At 65.2% G+C, this 15,615-nt stretch carries 14 protein-coding genes and 1 pseudogene; 9 read left to right on the top strand and 6 right to left on the bottom strand.

What is annotated here, in order from left to right:
- Positions 1–292: 292 nt before the first annotated feature.
- From WN72_RS47015 to WN72_RS24780, 4 genes and pseudogenes are all read right to left on the bottom strand, one after another.
- Positions 293–721: pseudogene (locus tag WN72_RS47015) on the bottom strand (ABC transporter ATP-binding protein); the annotation flags it as partial.
- Positions 714–2,390 (bottom strand): branched-chain amino acid ABC transporter ATP-binding protein/permease, encoded by a 1,677-nt coding sequence (locus tag WN72_RS24770; RefSeq protein WP_244553798.1) that lies wholly within the window; start codon positions 2,388–2,390, stop codon positions 714–716. The gene WN72_RS24770 and the pseudogene WN72_RS47015, both read right to left, overlap by 8 nt.
- On the bottom strand, positions 2,387–3,262 hold the full coding sequence (locus tag WN72_RS24775) for a branched-chain amino acid ABC transporter permease (RefSeq protein ID WP_092217254.1): 876 nt from the start codon (positions 3,260–3,262) through the stop codon (positions 2,387–2,389). The genes WN72_RS24770 and WN72_RS24775 overlap by 4 nt, the downstream gene beginning before the upstream one ends.
- 63 nt (positions 3,263–3,325) lie before the next feature.
- Positions 3,326–4,546 (bottom strand): amino acid ABC transporter substrate-binding protein, encoded by a 1,221-nt coding sequence (locus tag WN72_RS24780; RefSeq protein ID WP_027558062.1) that lies wholly within the window; start codon positions 4,544–4,546, stop codon positions 3,326–3,328.
- 239 nt (positions 4,547–4,785) lie between these two features.
- Between WN72_RS24780 and WN72_RS24785 the strand changes: the two genes are divergently transcribed.
- Together WN72_RS24785 and fsrB are read left to right on the top strand one after the other, a co-directional pair.
- Positions 4,786–5,679: a helix-turn-helix domain-containing protein gene (locus tag WN72_RS24785; protein WP_244553799.1), complete on the top strand. Its 894-nt coding sequence runs from the start codon at positions 4,786–4,788 to the stop codon at positions 5,677–5,679.
- 159 nt (positions 5,680–5,838) lie between these two features.
- Entirely contained in the window at positions 5,839–7,131 is a 1,293-nt protein-coding gene (gene fsrB / locus WN72_RS24790) for a siderophore utilization protein FsrB (RefSeq protein ID WP_092217255.1), read from the top strand.
- Positions 7,132–7,139: 8 nt separating this feature from the next.
- On the opposite strand, the gene WN72_RS24795 is transcribed toward fsrB, so the two are convergent.
- Both WN72_RS24795 and WN72_RS24800 read right to left on the bottom strand, forming a co-directional pair.
- Positions 7,140–8,024 (bottom strand): SMP-30/gluconolactonase/LRE family protein, encoded by an 885-nt coding sequence (locus WN72_RS24795; protein ID WP_092217256.1) that lies wholly within the window; start codon positions 8,022–8,024, stop codon positions 7,140–7,142.
- Positions 8,025–8,037: 13 nt separating this feature from the next.
- A complete protein-coding gene (locus WN72_RS24800; RefSeq protein WP_092217257.1) occupies positions 8,038–8,697 on the bottom strand; it encodes a GntR family transcriptional regulator in 660 nt (219 codons plus the stop codon).
- Between the two features lie 228 nt (positions 8,698–8,925).
- Between WN72_RS24800 and WN72_RS24805 the strand changes: the two genes are divergently transcribed.
- The 7 genes from WN72_RS24805 (at position 8,926) to WN72_RS24835 (ending at position 15,609) form a co-directional block, all read left to right on the top strand.
- On the top strand, positions 8,926–9,945 hold the full coding sequence (locus WN72_RS24805; RefSeq protein ID WP_027558067.1) for a TRAP transporter substrate-binding protein: 1,020 nt from the start codon (positions 8,926–8,928) through the stop codon (positions 9,943–9,945).
- A 76-nt stretch (positions 9,946–10,021) separates the two neighbouring features.
- Positions 10,022–10,531 carry a TRAP transporter small permease gene (locus WN72_RS24810; protein WP_027558068.1) on the top strand — a complete coding sequence of 170 codons (510 nt, stop codon included), beginning with the start codon at positions 10,022–10,024 and terminating at the stop codon, positions 10,529–10,531.
- Between the two features lie 55 nt (positions 10,532–10,586).
- Positions 10,587–11,867, top strand: a complete 1,281-nt coding sequence (locus WN72_RS24815; RefSeq protein WP_092217258.1) for a TRAP transporter large permease — start codon at positions 10,587–10,589, stop codon at positions 11,865–11,867.
- Between the two features lie 29 nt (positions 11,868–11,896).
- Positions 11,897–12,391, top strand: a complete 495-nt coding sequence (locus tag WN72_RS24820; protein ID WP_027558070.1) for a type II 3-dehydroquinate dehydratase — start codon at positions 11,897–11,899, stop codon at positions 12,389–12,391.
- Positions 12,392–12,405: 14 nt separating this feature from the next.
- Positions 12,406–13,062 (top strand): hypothetical protein, encoded by a 657-nt coding sequence (locus WN72_RS24825; protein WP_092217259.1) that lies wholly within the window; start codon positions 12,406–12,408, stop codon positions 13,060–13,062.
- A complete protein-coding gene (locus tag WN72_RS24830) occupies positions 13,062–13,880 on the top strand; it encodes a sugar phosphate isomerase/epimerase family protein (RefSeq protein ID WP_092217260.1) in 819 nt (272 codons plus the stop codon). The genes WN72_RS24825 and WN72_RS24830 overlap by 1 nt, the downstream gene beginning before the upstream one ends.
- A gap of 16 nt (positions 13,881–13,896) precedes the next feature.
- Complete coding sequence (locus WN72_RS24835) at positions 13,897–15,609, top strand: FAD-dependent oxidoreductase (RefSeq protein ID WP_092217261.1); 1,713 nt, start codon at positions 13,897–13,899, stop codon at positions 15,607–15,609.
- Positions 15,610–15,615 lie beyond the last annotated feature (6 nt).

Raw genomic sequence — 15,615 nt, forward strand, 5'->3', positions numbered from 1 at the left:
GTGAGGCAGCGCGCGCCTTGCCGAGATAAGCGCGCTGGATCTCGGGGTCGTTCTTCATCGCATCGGCTGGTCCGCTGCCGGCATTGCGGCCGGACTCGATCAGATAGACACGGTCGGCGATGTCGAGGCTGGCGCGCGCATTCTGCTCGACCAGCAGCACGCCGACGCCACTGCTGCGGATCTGGGTCAGCGCACGAAACACTTCGCGGCTGAGCAGGGGCGACAGGCCGAGCGATGGCTCGTCGAGCAGGAGCAGCAGCGGGTTCGACATCAGCGCGCGGCCGATCGCGACCATCTGCTGCTCGCCGCCGCTCATGGTGCGGACGGCCTGGCTCATGCGCTCAGCAAGGCGCGGGAACAGTTGCAGGATTTTTGCGAGCCGGTTCGCTTCGCCCGCGCGCGCCCGGGCGGGATAGGCGCCGAGCTGCAAATTCTCGGCAACGCTGAGATCGCCGAACACGCCCCGTCCTTCCGGCACCAGGGCGATGCCGCGTTCCACGATCAGATGGGGCGGCAGCTCGCCGATGCTTTGTCCTTCGAACGCGATGCGCGCACCCGGCGCGGGCCTGACGAGACCAGCGATGCTCTTGAGCAGGGTCGACTTGCCGGCGCCGTTGGCGCCGAGGATCGCGACGATCTCGCCCTGCTTGATGCCGAGCGCGATTTCAGCCAGCGCCTGGTGCTTGCCGTAGAAGTGGGAGAGGGCGGCGACCTCAAGCATCGTCGCCTCCGAGATAGGCGGCGATGACCTTCGGATCGGCCAATACCTCGTCCGGCGCACCGCGGGCGATCACGCTGCCGGCGTTCATCACGATGCAATGGCCGCACAGTGCGCGGATTGCGTCCATGACATGCTCGACCATGATGATGGTGAGGCCGCGGTCGCGCAGGGTCGCGATCAACGCAATGCCGGTCTCTAGCTCGCTCGGATTGAGCCCCGCCAGCCATTCGTCGAGCAGCACGAGGCGCGGCTCAAGCGCCAGCGCGCGCGCCAGCTCGAGCCGCTTCTGGTCGATATAGGTCAGATCGCCCGCCGGCGCCTCGTGCATGGCGCCGAGGCCAACGAGATCGAGTAAATCGCCGGCAGACTCGGCAGAACCACGCATCGAGGCAGGCGCACCCCGGAACAGCCGCGCCGCCGCGACATTCTCGGCGACTGTCAAATCCGGCATCACTCGCACCAGCTGGAAGGTCCGCGCCAGGCCAAGGCGCGCGATCTGGTAGGGACGGAGGCCGTTGAGGACGGTATCGCCGAGCCGGATCGTGCCCGACGACGGCGCCAGGGCGCCGGACAGCGTGTTCAGCAATGTTGTCTTGCCGGAGCCGTTGGGGCCGATGATGCCGAGGATCTCGCCCGGCGTGACCGCAAAACTCACGCCATTGACCGCGCGGAGCCCGCTGAACGACTTGCTGACGCCTTCGGCGGCGAGGAGCGGCGTGTCCACCTTGCGGATCGTGGCGGCGCTCCCTGCGGGAATGTGACGTCGCGCCGTCCCGATCAGCCCGATCACGCCATTCGGCAGCACCATGACGATGAGGATGAAGATGATGCCGAGCACGATGCTGAAATGGTTGGGCAGCGTCGCAGTCAGGACCTCGAACAGCAGCACAAGTGGAATGACCCCCAGCACGGGACCGAACAAGGAGCCGGCGCCGCCCAGCAAGGCCATGATCACGACCTGGAACGAGATCGTCGGATTGAAGGCGATCGCCGGATCGATATAGGTCCAGCGCGGCGCCATCACCGCGCCCGTCACCGCCATGAAGGTCGCGCTCAGAATGAACACGCCGAGCTTGACCCGCGTCGCATCGATGCCGGAATGGCTGGCCGCGGTCTCATCGGCGCCGATGGCACGCAGCGCGAGCCCGTAGCGCGAGCGCCCGAGCAGCGAGCCAGTCAGGAAGACCAGCGCGGCAAGGGCAAGGAGCTGCCAGTAGAGAATGTCCTGCGTCACCGCGCTGAAGAGATAGCGGCCGACCGATCTGTGGATGTTGACTTCGTACCAGATCACGAGCTGCCGGATCAGCTCGGCGAGCCCGAACGAGAAGATCACGAAATAGATGCCGGACAGCCGCAGCGTCGAAAGCCCGGTGATAGCGGCGGTGAGTGCGCCGACGCCGGCCGCGGCCAGCAGCACGACCGGCCAGGGCATGGTCTCGCCAAGAGCCGCGGCGGTGTAGGCGCCGAGGCCGAAGAAGGCGACCGTTGCCAGCGAAATGTAGCGCGTCGGCCCCGAGAACATCGCCCAGGCGGTCGCCAGGATCGTGAAATAGAGAACGCTGATGCCGAGCGCGAGATGGTAGCCGTTGGCATACAGCGGATAGGCGACGATCGCCGCAGCCAGCGCAGCGCCGGCACACCACAATAATGCGCGCATGGCCGCGGTCATGGCGCGGCTCTCCCGAACAGGCCGGTGGGCTTGATCAGGAGCACGCCGAGAAATAGCGCGTAGGTCGCAGCCAGCGTCAGGCCGGGATCGACCAGCCGCGCTACGGCGGTCTCGACGACGCCGAGCAGCAGGCCCGCAACCAGCGCGCCCATCACATTGCCGACGCCGCCCATGATGACGACGACCAGCGCCTTCATGGTGAAGACCACGCCCATCGCGGCATTGAAGGTCAGGAACATGCTGACAAGCACGCCGCCGACGGCGACGAGGCCACCACCGAAGGCAAACGCCAGGCCCGATAGCGCGGCCACATCGATCCCGACAAGGCGCGCGGCATTGGCATCCACCGCGATGGCGCGGACGGCGGTGCCGATCCGCGTCCGCGTCAGGGCCAGATAAACTGCGCCCCCCACCAGGGCTGCGAACAGCAGCGCGACAAGCCGATTGACGGCGAGCGTCGATCCCAGCACGACGACGGGAATGGAAAGATAGCTGTAGCTGTAATACTGGCCGCCGAAAGCGACCAGCATGGCGCCCTGGATCACGAACAGGATGCCGAAGGTGACGAGGATGCTGTCGATCTCCTGCGCGCCGCGGTCCTTGCCCCGCCGCATCAGCCGTTCGAGCAGGAAGCGATAGAGCAGCCAGTTCAGCAGCATTGCCACCGGGACCGCCAGCAACAGCGCGGCGAGCGGGCTGAGGCCGAGACCGCTGTAAAGCGAGAACGCGCCGAACGCGGCCGCAACCAGCGACTCGCCATAGGACAGGTTCATGATCCGCGCCACGCCATATTGCAGCGTCAGCCCAAGCGCGATCAGCGCGTACATGCCGCCGAGCACGAGGCCCGGCAGGATGATGTCGACAAGCAGCATCAAACGGAGTCCCTTAGAGCGGACGGATGGCAGGCCTCACCAGGCGAGACCTGCCAGCCAGCGTTATTGCCACTGCGCCTTAGGCACGACCGGCGCACGGGCGCCTGGAAGCGAGGCGGGGGCGAGGGCGTAGAACTCGCCGTTCTGCCACTGGCCGACGCTCCAGACCTCCTGGAGCAGCCCGTCCTTCAGCTTGATCTTGCCGATGATGGTGTCGAACGTGCCGGAACGGATTTCGGCGGCGACCGCGGCGCGATCGAGCTTGCCGACCTTCTCGATGGCCTGCTGGAGCACCTGGAGGCTTGCATAGGTGATCGAGCTCGCCCAGCGATCCGGCTCCTTGCCGGTCGCCGCCTTGTGGCGCGCGAGATAGTCCTTCAGCTGCGGCGAGTCCGCGTTCCAGCCGCCGATCCCCATCACGCCGTCGCTGCCCGCGCCGAACTTGCCCTTGTAGAGCGGGAAGGCGGTGCCGACGCCGACATAGAAGATCTTTGGGTTGAACTTGAGCAGCTGCGCCTGCTCGGTCAGCGCGATCGTATCCGGCGGATAGCTGAAGGCGATGAACGCATCCGGGTTGGAGGCGATCGCATCCTTCAGCAGCGGCTGAAGATCCTGCGCGCCCATCGGATAGGTCTTGTCATAGGTCAGTGTAAAGCCGTGCTTCTTGAAGGCTTCGCGCCCCGCGGCGGAGAGCTCGATGCCGAACTGATCGGCGATGCTGACCATCGCGATGTTCGGACCGATCTTGCCCTCGCTCTTCAGCTTGCCCATCAGATCGGCCAGCGCTTCGGAGATCTGCGCGGAGGTGCCGAGCCAGAACGTCGCGTTCGACCAGCGCTTTGCAAGGTCCGGCGCCTTGTCGGTTACCGAGGTCACCGCGAGGTGGGGATAGCCGAGACGGTTCAGCGTAGGCCCGACCGCAAGGTTGAGGCCCGTGCTCCAGGGCGGCAGGATGAAATCGACCTTGTCCTGGTTGGCGAGGCGCTCGATCGCCTTGACGGCTTCCTCCGAGCTGCTGCGGTCGTCGTATTCGACGATCTCGATCGGCAGTTTCTTGTCGCCGAGCTTGATGCCGCCGGCGGCGTTCACGTCCTTCACCCACAGCTCGTAATTGGGCAGGGTGGTGATGCCGGCGCCGCCGGCATAGGGACCGGTCTTGGAGATGGCATAGCCGATCCGGATCTTCTCCTGCGCATCGGCTGGCGACGCAAAGGTCCCCAGCGCTGTAGCCAAAGCGGCAAAGCCAGTGACGCGCAGCAACGTTCGACGGTTCGCCGAAATCATGTCGAGCCTCCCTCGTGTTTCACTCAAGCGATCGTTCGCAAGTGATGTGACTGGATCGTTTCCTGTGCGTCCCGGCTCTTTTCAGGTGGCGTCGTGCGCCGCCGCGGCTGGGACTTGACCTAGCAAGCACCTTCGGCTTTTTTCCCTCAATGGACAAATCCGGCGAAAGATTGCACGTTTCTGGTCGCCCCCATGACCTGCGTCGAGGGGTCGCGGACCCGGCCGCAGCCCCCGCCATCATGGCCGCGGCGGGGACGGCGACGATCAGCGCCGAGCTGATCGGCTCGCATTACGTTGCACGCCGCTGGATGCTGGGCTCCATGGCCGCCCGGCCCTTCATCCATCTGCTCAGCCTCCAGGGCGGCGGCCGCGCTGCCGTGCTGAGCGAAGGGGAGACGCTCGAACTGCACGGTCCGGGCCTCATCTGGCTGCCCGCGGGATGTGCCGAGCATCTGGAGATATCGGCCGGCACGGCCGCCGGCCTGCTGCGGCTGCGGTCGGGCATGTGGCATCGCTACCTGCCGCCATCGGCGGAGGCGGCCTATCTCGCGCTCGACGGCGCCGGCGGCATCATGGCGTTGCCGGTCGAGCCAGGTCTCGTCACGACGGTCTCACGCTCGATCGAGGCGATCGCGGCCGAGATCGCCGCACCCGCGCGCAGCGGCGCGGCCTCGATCATGTCGGCGGAGCTAACGCTGTGCGTGCTGCGATTCTGGCGCCTCTTTGCGGCCGACCGCGGCCCGGACGAGGAGGGCAGCAGCGCCGACATCCTCGGCCGTTTTCGCAGGCTGCTCGAGGAGCGCTATCATCAGCAATTGCGCGTGGCCGATTATGCCAAACTGCTCGGCATGACCCCGGATCGCCTGCACGCGCTGTGCAGCCGCGAACTGCAGCGATCGCCGAGCGCGCTGATCCAGCAGCGCGTGGTCAGGGAGGCCGCGACCCGGCTCGAGGCGGGCACGGGCACGGTGAAGCAGATCGCCTTCGCGCTGGGCTTCAAGGATACCGCCTATTTCAGCCGCTTCTTCCGCAAGCACGCCGGCGAGGCGCCCGGCGCCTGGCGGCGACGCCTCGCCGCGCGCGCAAGATCCGGCCGCGCAAGGCCGGCACTGAACTTTGCCGACTGGCCGTGAGCGAAACCCTCCATCTCTGACGGATGGGCGCTTTCGCCGCACACGCCGTGCACGCGTCTGGAGGGATTCTACGATCGTTCCTATCGCGCTCCGAAAACGCTTGGGTTAGGGCGAGGCATCAAAAATCGTACCGGTGAAGCCGGCAACTGTGAAACCTCGATGAGAGCGATATTCGGCCGATTGCATCGGTGGGCGGGACTGCTCACAGCCGGCTTCCTGTTCTTCTCCGGCATCACCGGCGCGATCATCTCCTGGGACCACGAGATCGACGACGTCCTCAACAGCCATCTGTTCGACGTCACCAGCAAGGGTCCGGCGATTCCCTCGATCGAGCTCGCCAGGATGATCGAGCAGCGCGATCCCCGGGCGCGCGTGGTCTATCTCTTCATGACGCCGGAGGAGGGGCACTCACTCTGGTTCTTCATCATGCCGCGGATCGATCCATCGACCGGCAAGCGCTACGTGCTCGATTACAACCAGGTTTTCCTCGACCCCAACACGGGGGTCGAGCTCGGCCGCCGCTATTGGGGCGCGGTGTGGCCGGTGACGCGGGAGAACTTCGTCTCGTTCCTCTACAAGCTGCACTACACCATGCACATCCCGGAGTTCTGGGGCAGCGATCGCTGGGGCATGCGCGTGCTCGGCGTGATCGCCATCATCTGGACCATCGACTGTTTCGTCGGCTTCTATCTGACGCTGCCCTCGCGGCGACGCGCCAAGGCCGCGCGGGCGCCGCAGGTAGCGCGTCAGCTCGAACGCGGCTTCTGGGCGCGCTGGGCGCCGGCCTGGATGATCAAGACATCAGGCAGCGCCTACCGGATCAATTTCGACATCCACCGCGCCTTCAGCCTGTGGACCTGGGGCGTGCTGTTCATCATCGCCTTCACGGCGTTCTCGCTGAACCTTTATTTCGAGGTGTTCTCGCCGCTGATGAAGATGGTGTCGAACTATACGCCGACGCCCTATGAGCAGCGGCCGTACCGCGGTCTCGACGATCCCATCGAGCCCAAGATGACGTTCGCCCAGATCGCCGCGCGCGCGGCCGCCGACGGCAAGGCGCGCGGCTGGACCGTCCCGGTCGGCTCGCTAAGCTACGGCCCCGCCCACGGCGTCTATGCCGCCGCATTCTTCCATCCCGGCGACGATCACGGCGCCGGCGGCGTCGGCCCGGCGCAGCTCTATTACGACAGCGAGGACGGCCGTCCGATCGGCGAGCGGCTGCCCTGGATCGGCACCGCCGCCGACGTCTTCGTGCAGGCGCAGTTTCCGCTGCATTCGGGCCGCATCGTCGGACTGTTCGGCCGCATCCTGATCTCGATCATGGGCCTCGTGGTCGCCGTGCTCTCGGTCACCGGCGTCGTGGTCTGGTGGCGCAAGCGCCGCGCCCGCATTCGCGTGCGGGAGACGGCAGCGATGCGCCAGAGCCGGGAGCAGCTCGCGCCGGCGGAGTAGGGAGAAGACTATCCGAACCGGTGCTCGGTGAGGCCCTGGGCGAGGCCGTGAATGGCAAGCACATGCCCGGCCTGTGGCTCGACGCGCAGCTGCTGCCGATCCAAGAATTTCCTGGCCGTTGTCACGAACAGCGTTTTGAGATCGCTGCCTCCAAAGCAAACGCAGGTCGGATTGGTCACCGGCAACGGGACGACGGTGTCGATCTGCCCGTCCGGCCGATAGCGCACCAGGCGGCCGCCCGAGAAGAAGGCCGTCCAGAGCCCGCCCGCGACATCGACGCAGGCGCCATCAGGTCTTTCCTGCGAGGCGCTGTAGTCCGCGAACAGGCGCCGGTTGCGGACGACGCCGTCGTCGAGATCGAAGTCGAACATCCAGGTGCAATATCGCCGCGTGTCTGTGAAATAGAGCGTGCGATTGTCCGGCGAGAACGCGATCCCGTTGGTCACGATGACGTCGCCGAAGATGCGCATGACCTCACCGTCCGCGGTCACGCGATACAGTGAGCCGTTCGGACGATGCAGCTGATTGTCCATGGTGCCGATCCACAGCCGGCCGCGCGCGTCCACGCGGCCGTCGTTGAGGCGGTTGTCGAGGCCGCTTTCGACCTCGGTGACCGGCCGTGGAGCATCGGCCGAGCGGCGGTGGAGGGTCAGATCCTGCGCGAGCAGATGCGAGCCGTCCGCCGTCAGGGCCTGACTGCCGAGGAATTGGCAATCGTAGGAGGAAACCTGATGCGCGCCCGTCGCCGGATCGAAGGATTGATGCAGGCGGCCGTCGATATCGACCCACCACAGCTTGCCGGTCCGGTCGCACCACAGCGGCGTCTCGCCGAGAATATCCGCGCTGGCGACCGCGGTCTCGACCCTGGCAGGGGAAATGGAAGTCACGGTCATGCCGGAAGCGCCGTCAGCTGCCCTTCCAGGCGGACAGCGCATGCGCGACGCAGCCGTTGATGTGCTCGCTGAGAACGGTGCGGGCGCGCTTGATGTCCCGCTTCAGGGCGCAATCCAGCAAGGCCTTGTGCTGGTTGATGGTCTCGGTGCCGCGATAGCGCAGCGCATAGCGAAAGTATTTGTCGAACACGATCGAATGGGTATGCATCAGTTCGCGCGACCCGCAAGCCGAGATCAGGGCCTGGTGAAATTCGCCGTCATAGCGCTTGCGCAGCTCGGGATCGTCGCCCTCCTTGAGGACAGTGCGCTCGGTGGCCGCCAGCTTGTGATGTGCTGACACCACGCGGGCTTCCCACTCGACGTCGCCGGCCCGAAACGACTCGGCCATCGCATGATGCTCCAGGAGGATGCGCAGCTCGGCGAGCTCGCGCAGATTCTGGATCGAGACCGGCGCCACCTCGAAGCCGCGCTGGCCTTCGGCGACCACGAAACCTTCCGATGTCAGGCGATTGAGGATCTCGCGCAGGGTCGAGATGCTGACGCCGTAATCCTCCTTCATGGCATCGAGCTTGAGGCGCCCGGATGGCGTAAGCACGCCGAAAATGATGTCGGACCGGATGCGCTGATAGCCGCTGTCGCCCGCCGACAAGGCCCGTTCCTCGAGTGCCGTCATGCCGTCTGATCCCGCTTGTCCGGCTCGTTCGCCCTCCCGCAAGGCACCGAACCATCAATGTTCCCAGCACTATAGCAGAAGTTCGACGTCTGACGTCTACAGGAATATCATATGAAATGTATAATCTCCTTTGACATCGAAATATATGTATGATGTGTAAATGAGCTGAGGGTGCGGGAAATAAGCGCGTAAGCCGCCGGTCGTGCCCGAGAGAACAGGGAGGACATGATGAGCTTGTTGGTACGGGCGCTGTCTGCGACGGCGATCTGCGTGGCGCTGACGGTCGGCGCATCCGCCGCCGATGACATCCAGGAGCGGACGATCCGGTGGGGGCACCTCAACAACACCGATCACCCCGTCAGCTTCGGCGTGCAGAAGTTTGCCGAGATCCTGCTGGCCAAGAGCGGGGGCAAGATGAAGGTCCGCGAGTTCGCGGCCTCACAGCTCGGCAACGAGTTGCAGCAACAATCCGCGCTGCGCGGCGGCACCCAGGAGATGCTGTCGGCCTCGACGACGTCGCTTGCGACCGTCGTTCCGGAGTTCGGCCTGATCGATTTCCCGTTCCTGTTCAACACCACCGAGCAGGCCGACGCGCTCGCGACCGGCAAATTCGGCAAGGCGATGCTCGAGACCTTGCCGTCCAAGAATCTGATCGGTCTCGGCTATTGGGGCCTGGGCTTTCGCAACGTCACCAACAGCACGCGACCCATCACCAAGGTCGAGGACTTCAGCGGCCTCAAGCTTCGCGTGATTCCGAACCCGGTCTATCTCGAAAGCTTCAGCGCCTTCAAAGCCAATCCGGTTCCGATGGCCTTCGGCGAATTGTATTCGGCACTGGAGACCCGCACCGTCGACGGCCAGGAGAATCCCTACACGGTCATCCTCTCCAACAAGTTCTACGAAGTGCAGAAATACGTTTCTGCCACCAACCACACCTTCACCCTCAACATCATCCTGGTGAGCAAGGCGTTCTGGGACAAGCTGTCGCCGACCGAGCAGCGCCTGATGCGCGAGGCCTATGAGGAAAGCCGCGGCTACCAGAAGGAGCAGACGCGGCTGCAGACCGAAAAGGCGCTGGCGGAATTGCAGGCCAAGGGCATGCAGTACAACGCGATCGCCCCTGAGGAGACCGACCGCATGCGCAAGACGGTACAGCCGGTCGTAGACAAGATTTCCGCCAATCTTCGCGCCGAGACGGTGAAGCTGTTCAACGACGAGGTCGAGCGCATCCGCAAGGACGTGAAGTAGCCGGCTTCTCCATCACGGAAGGCGGCGGAGCCGGCCGTCGGGCGGCTCACATCTCCCATTTGCCTGGACGTCACGCATGGCGCGCTTTCTCGACCTCTATTGCTCGTTCCTCAAGGCCGTCATTGCGGCGTGTCTTGCGGTCATGGTGGTGCTGGTGTTCGGCAATGTGGTGCTGCGTTACGGCTTCAACTCCGGCATCACCCTCTCCGAGGAGCTGTCGCGCTGGCTGCTGGTGTGGCTGACCTTCCTCGGCGCCATCGTCGCACTGCGCGAGCACGCCCATCTCGGCGTCGACACCCTGGTCCGGATGCTGCCGGCCGCGGGCAAGCGGATCTGCTTCGTCATCAATTATGGCCTGATGCTGTTTGCCGACTGGCTGCTGCTCTCCGGCAGCTGGCGCCAGACCCTCATCAACATCGACGACCGCGCGCCGGCCACCGGCCTGTCGATGGCGATCTTCTACGCCGTCGGCGTGATCTTCGGCGTGTCGGCCGCGGTGATCCTTCTCTACGACCTCTACCGGGTGATCAGCGGGCAGGCGAGCGAGGAGGACATGGTGGCCGTCCGGGAATCGGAGGAGCAGTGATGTCATCCATTGCCCTCGCATTCGCTCATCCCGTTCGCGTCACTGGGATCATGCCATGACGATCGCCGTCTTCACCATCTCGCTGCTCGGCGCCATGGCGCTGGGGATGCCGATCGCGTTTGCGCTCCTCATCTGCGGCGTCGCGCTGATGAGCACGATCGACATGTTCGATTCCCAGATCGTGGCGCAGAACGTCATCAACGGCGCGGACAGCTTTCCGCTGATGGCGATCCCGTTCTTCATGCTCGCCGGCGAGATCATGAACAAGGGCGGGCTGGCCAAGCGCATCGTCAATGTCGCCCTCGTTGCGGTCGGGCACTTCAGGGGCGGCCTCGGCTACGTTACGATTCTGGCGGCCTGCATCCTGTCGTCGCTCTCGGGGTCCGCCGCCGCCGACGCTGCTGCGCTCGCGGCGCTGCTGGTGCCGATGATGGTGGCGGCAGGACACAAGAAGACCTACGCGGCCGGTCTCGTGGCCGCCGGCGGCGTCATCGGCCCGGTCATTCCGCCCAGCATCGGCTTCGTGATCTTCGGCGTTGCCGCCAACGTCTCGATCTCAAAACTGTTTCTCGCCGGCATCGTGCCCGGCCTGCTGCTGGGATTGGGCCTCTGCGGTGCATGGTACTGGGTCGTGCGCAAGGAGAACCTGTCACCGCCGCCGCGGGCCTCGCTGCGCGAGATCCTGCACGCCATCATCGACGGCTTCTGGGCGCTGATGCTGCCCGGCATCATCATTGTCGGCCTGCGCTTCGGCATCTTCACGCCGACCGAGGCCGGCGTTGTCGTCGCGGTCTATTCGCTGTTCGTCGCGACCTGCGTCTATCGCGAGCTGAAATGGTCGGAGGTCTACGCAGTCCTGGTCTCGTCCGCCGTGACCACGAGTGTCGTCATGTTCCTGGTCGCCGCGGCTTTGGTGTCGTCCTGGCTCATCACGGTGTCCGAGATCTCCGCCCAGGTCGTCGATCTTCTGAAGCCGTTCATGGGCAACAACACGATCCTGATGCTGGCGATCATGGTGGTCGTGGTGATCGTGGGCACGGCGCTCGACATGACGCCGACGATCCTGATCCTGACGCCGATCCTGATGCCGATCATCAAGGCGGCGCATATCGACCCCGTCTATTTCGGCGTGCTGTTCATCATCAACAATTCCATCGGCCTGATCACGCCGCCGGTCGGCATCGTGCTCAACGTCGTCTGCGGCGTCTCCAGGATCAGCATGGAGGACATCATCAAGGGCGTCTGGCCGTTCATGATCGCGCAGCTGATCGTCCTGTTCGCGATGGTGCTGTTCCCGGGACTGGTGACGGTTCCGGCGAAATGGTTCGGCGGCTAATCGGGCAGCGTTGGCAAAGGAGAGCGAAAATGGCCGCACGGATCATGATCCTCAATGGACCCAATCTCAATTTCCTCGGCATCCGCGAGCCCCATATCTACGGCTCGACGACGCTGAAAGAAATCGAGGACAGCTGCCAGGCGCTGGCCGGCCAGCTCGGCGTGTCGATCTCGTTCCACCAGTCCAACATGGAAGGCGAGCTCGTCGGCCTGATCCAGTCCGCCCATGGCAAGGCGGATGCGATCATCATGAACCCGGCGGGCTATTCCTTCACGTCGATCGCGCTGATCGATGCGCTGAAGATCTTCGAGGGCGTCAAGATCGAGGTTCACATCTCGAACATCCATGCGCGCGACGAGCTGCACCGCCATTCGATCACCTCGAGTGCCTCCACGGCGGTCATTTGCGGCCTTGGCCCATACGGCTATCTCGCCGCGATGCTGGCGGTCGTGCAGCGGCTTGGGCAATTGCCCGAAACGATCCCGCCGGCCCTGCATGGGCTTGCGGCGGCCGGCAAGGCGTAAGCAGGGAGCGGGCTATGCGCGGAGCGGGATTTCTCGCGATCTGGAGCGACGTCGAGGCGCACGATCTGACCGATTACCGGCACTGGCTGACGCGCGAGCACACCACCGAGCGAGTGACAACCAAGGGCTTTCTGGCGTCGCGCGTCTTCCGCGCCGCGCGGGACGACATCAACCGCTTCTTCATCCTGTACGAGCTCGAAGCGCCCGAGGTCCTCGACGGCGAGGCTTATCTCGCGCGCCTCAACGCACCGAGCCCGTGGTCGCAGCGCATCATGCCGAAGCTCGGCTACTTCATCCGCGGCGGCGGCGTCATGGTCGCGCGGGCAGGGCGAGGCGAGGGGGCCACGATCACGGCGCTGCGGATCGAGGCGTTGCCTGAAAACCCGCAGAAGCTGGCCGAGGCGCTCGTCGCCTGCGACGGAATTGCCGCCGTGCAGATCGGCGCAACCGACGAGGCGCGGACGTCGGTTCAGACAACGGAGAAAGGCATGCGGAAGGACGAGGGCTTCTTCGCGGGGCTGTTGCTGATCGAGGCGCTCGACGAGGCCTCGCTCGACGCTACATTGCAGCAGGCGCGCAGGATTGCGCCCGAGGTCATGGACCGCGCCAGCGAGGCGGAGGTATATCAGGCCATGTTCGCGCTCGACGCCCGCATCGCGGATTTCGGCTGATGGCCAGTTTCTCGCTCGCCGCGCTCACCGTGCTCGAGCTCGCGCCGCCGGAGATGATCACCCTGGCAGCCCGCTGCGGCTACGACCAAGTCGGCCTGAGGCTGTTGCCTGCCACGCCGGACGGGATCGCCTATCGCCTGATGGACGACGCGCCGCTCCTGCGGGAGACCTTGCGGCGATTGGAGTCGACCGGCGTGACCGTGGCGGATCTCGAGGTCGTTGCGTTCAGGCCGGAGACGGACGTTGCGTCCTTCACGCCCTTCTTCGAGGCCGGCGCCCGCCTCGGCGCCAGGCACATTCTCGTCGCTGCCTACGACCCGGATCTGGCACGGTTCTCCGATCGCTATCGGCAGTTTTGCGAAGTGGCGGCAAAGTACGGCCTGACGTCCGATCTCGAATTCATGCCCTGGACCTGCGTCCCGGACCTGAAGACCGCAATGCGGATCGTCGCCGAGGTCGATCATCCCGCAGCCGGCATCCTGGTCGATGCCCTGCATTTCGATCGGTCGCAAAGCTCTCTCGCGGATCTTCGCACCATCGAGGTCGAGCGGCTTCACTACTGGCAACTCTGCGACGGCCCTGCCGAACGTCCGGCGACGACTGAGCAGCTCATCCATGCCGCGCGCGAGGAGCGGATGTTTCCGGGCGAGGGCGGCATCGATCTCGTCGGCTTGACGAAGGCGATGCCGGAGGGCCTGACCATCAGTATCGAGGTGCCGACCGTCCAGCTGGCGAAGACGGTCGATGCCGATACGCGGGCGCGTCGGGCTCTCGCGGCGGGCAGGGCCGTGGTCGAAAGGGCGCGCGCGGCGGCGTGAGAGAAGGTGGCTCGGGATGGCGCAAGCCGATCGCTCCTGGGACGTTGAAACCGATCTCTTGGTCGTCGGCGCCGGTGCGGCCGGCATGACCGCCGCGCTGGTTGGTGCCCTCGAAGGGCTCAACGTCATCCTCTGCGAGAAGTCGGACATGGTGGGCGGAACCACCGCGACCTCCGCCGGGACAGTCTGGATTCCGGGCAACCTGCAGGGACAGCGCGCCGGCACGCCTGATACGGTCGAGGCCGCGCGTACCTATCTTGCCGCGATGCTTGGCGAGCAAGCGACCGACCAACGCGTGGACATGTTCCTCAAGATGGGTCCGGTCGTTCTCGACTATCTCGAGCAAAAGACGAGCGTCCGGTTCGCGGCGCCTCCGGTCCACCCCGACTACAAGCACCTTCCGGGCGCCGCGATCGGCGGCCGCGCACTCGGAGCCGTTCCGTTCGACGGCCGCAAGCTCGGCGACGATTTTGCCCGCATCAGGCCACCGCGCCGCGAGTTCATGGTTCTCGGCGGCATGATGGTCGGCAAAGCCGACATTCCCGCGCTGCTCGCTCCCTTTCGCAGCTGGGCGAATTTTCGGCACGTCGCCGGTCTGCTCACCCGGCATGCGCTGGATCGCATCAACCACAAGCGCGGAACGCGCCTGATCATGGGCAATGCGCTCGTCGCGAGGCTCTTTGACAGTGTGCGCCGGGCCGGCGTCACTGTGCGGTTTGAGACCGGGCTTCGCGAGCTCATATGCGACGGCGACGAGATCGTCGGTGCGGTTCTTTCGTCTCCGGCGGGAGAGCTGAGGATACGCGCCCGCAGAGGCGTGGTACTGGCAAGCGGAGGCATCGGCTGGAGCCGCGAGCTTCGCGAACGGCTGTTTCCGGAACCGGCGCGCCGCTTTTCGCTCGCGCCGACGTCGAACACGGGCGACGGTATCCTGGCAGCCGAGCGCATCAACGCCGCCATCACGCGTGACCTCGACAGTCCGGCCCTGTGGATGCCGAGCTCGGTGATGGCGCAGGCGGACGGCCATGTGTCGGTATTCCCGCACATCATGCTCGATCGGGCCAAACCGGGACTGCTGGCCGTCAACAGATCGGGCCGCCGCTTCGTGAACGAGGCCGATTCCTACCACGACTTCGTGGCCGCGATGCTGCGATCGAACGCACCGTCTTCAATTCCAGCCTTCCTGATCTGCGATCGGACCTTCATCAGGGATTTCGGCATCGGGCTCGTTCACCCCGGCACCCGGAACCTGAATGAGTTCGTACAAGCCAATTATTTGGTCGAGGCGGAGACGATCGCGCAGCTGGCGCAAAAGATCGGCGTCGATGCCGGGCAGCTTGCTGCGACGGTGGAGCGATACAATCGCTACGCCGACTCCGGGGTCGACGAAGATTTCGGTCGCGGTTCAAGCCCGCTCAATCGCTTCAACGGCGATCCCCTGACCGGCCCCAATCCCTGCCTGCGGCGGATCGGCCCGGGCCCGTATTATTCGGTCGCCGTGTGGCCGTCGGATCTTGCCAGCAGCGCCGGCTTGCGCACGGATTCGAGCGCACGGGTGTTGTCTCGCGATGGGAAGATCCTGTCCGGACTATACGCGGTCGGGACCGATGCTTCCTCGATCTTCCGCGGCACGTACCCGGGGCCCGGCACGATGATCGGGCTCGCCATCGTGTTCGGCTGGTGTGCTGCGATGGATGCGGCCGGAGGCAGCTGTGCTACGCCGGAGTAGGGCTCC

This window comes from Bradyrhizobium arachidis, assembly GCF_015291705.1.
Classification (GTDB): Bacteria; Pseudomonadota; Alphaproteobacteria; order Rhizobiales; family Xanthobacteraceae; genus Bradyrhizobium; species Bradyrhizobium arachidis.

Coding starts and splice junctions, on each gene's coding strand:
- WN72_RS24780 (WP_027558062.1), bottom strand. CDS start 4,546: ATGATTTCGGCGAACCGTCGAACGTTGCTGCGCGTCACTGGCTTTGCC.
- WN72_RS24820 (WP_027558070.1), top strand. CDS start 11,897: ATGGCCGCACGGATCATGATCCTCAATGGACCCAATCTCAATTTCCTC.
- WN72_RS24815 (WP_092217258.1), top strand. CDS start 10,587: ATGACGATCGCCGTCTTCACCATCTCGCTGCTCGGCGCCATGGCGCTG.
- WN72_RS24785 (WP_244553799.1), top strand. CDS start 4,786: ATGGCCGCGGCGGGGACGGCGACGATCAGCGCCGAGCTGATCGGCTCG.
- WN72_RS24835 (WP_092217261.1), top strand. CDS start 13,897: ATGGCGCAAGCCGATCGCTCCTGGGACGTTGAAACCGATCTCTTGGTC.
- WN72_RS24770 (WP_244553798.1), bottom strand. CDS start 2,390: ATGACCGCGGCCATGCGCGCATTATTGTGGTGTGCCGGCGCTGCGCTG.
- WN72_RS24805 (WP_027558067.1), top strand. CDS start 8,926: ATGAGCTTGTTGGTACGGGCGCTGTCTGCGACGGCGATCTGCGTGGCG.
- WN72_RS24795 (WP_092217256.1), bottom strand. CDS start 8,024: ATGACCGTGACTTCCATTTCCCCTGCCAGGGTCGAGACCGCGGTCGCC.
- fsrB (WP_092217255.1), top strand. CDS start 5,839: ATGAGAGCGATATTCGGCCGATTGCATCGGTGGGCGGGACTGCTCACA.
- WN72_RS24830 (WP_092217260.1), top strand. CDS start 13,062: ATGGCCAGTTTCTCGCTCGCCGCGCTCACCGTGCTCGAGCTCGCGCCG.
- WN72_RS24810 (WP_027558068.1), top strand. CDS start 10,022: ATGGCGCGCTTTCTCGACCTCTATTGCTCGTTCCTCAAGGCCGTCATT.
- WN72_RS24825 (WP_092217259.1), top strand. CDS start 12,406: ATGCGCGGAGCGGGATTTCTCGCGATCTGGAGCGACGTCGAGGCGCAC.
- WN72_RS24775 (WP_092217254.1), bottom strand. CDS start 3,262: ATGCTGCTTGTCGACATCATCCTGCCGGGCCTCGTGCTCGGCGGCATG.
- WN72_RS24800 (WP_092217257.1), bottom strand. CDS start 8,697: ATGACGGCACTCGAGGAACGGGCCTTGTCGGCGGGCGACAGCGGCTAT.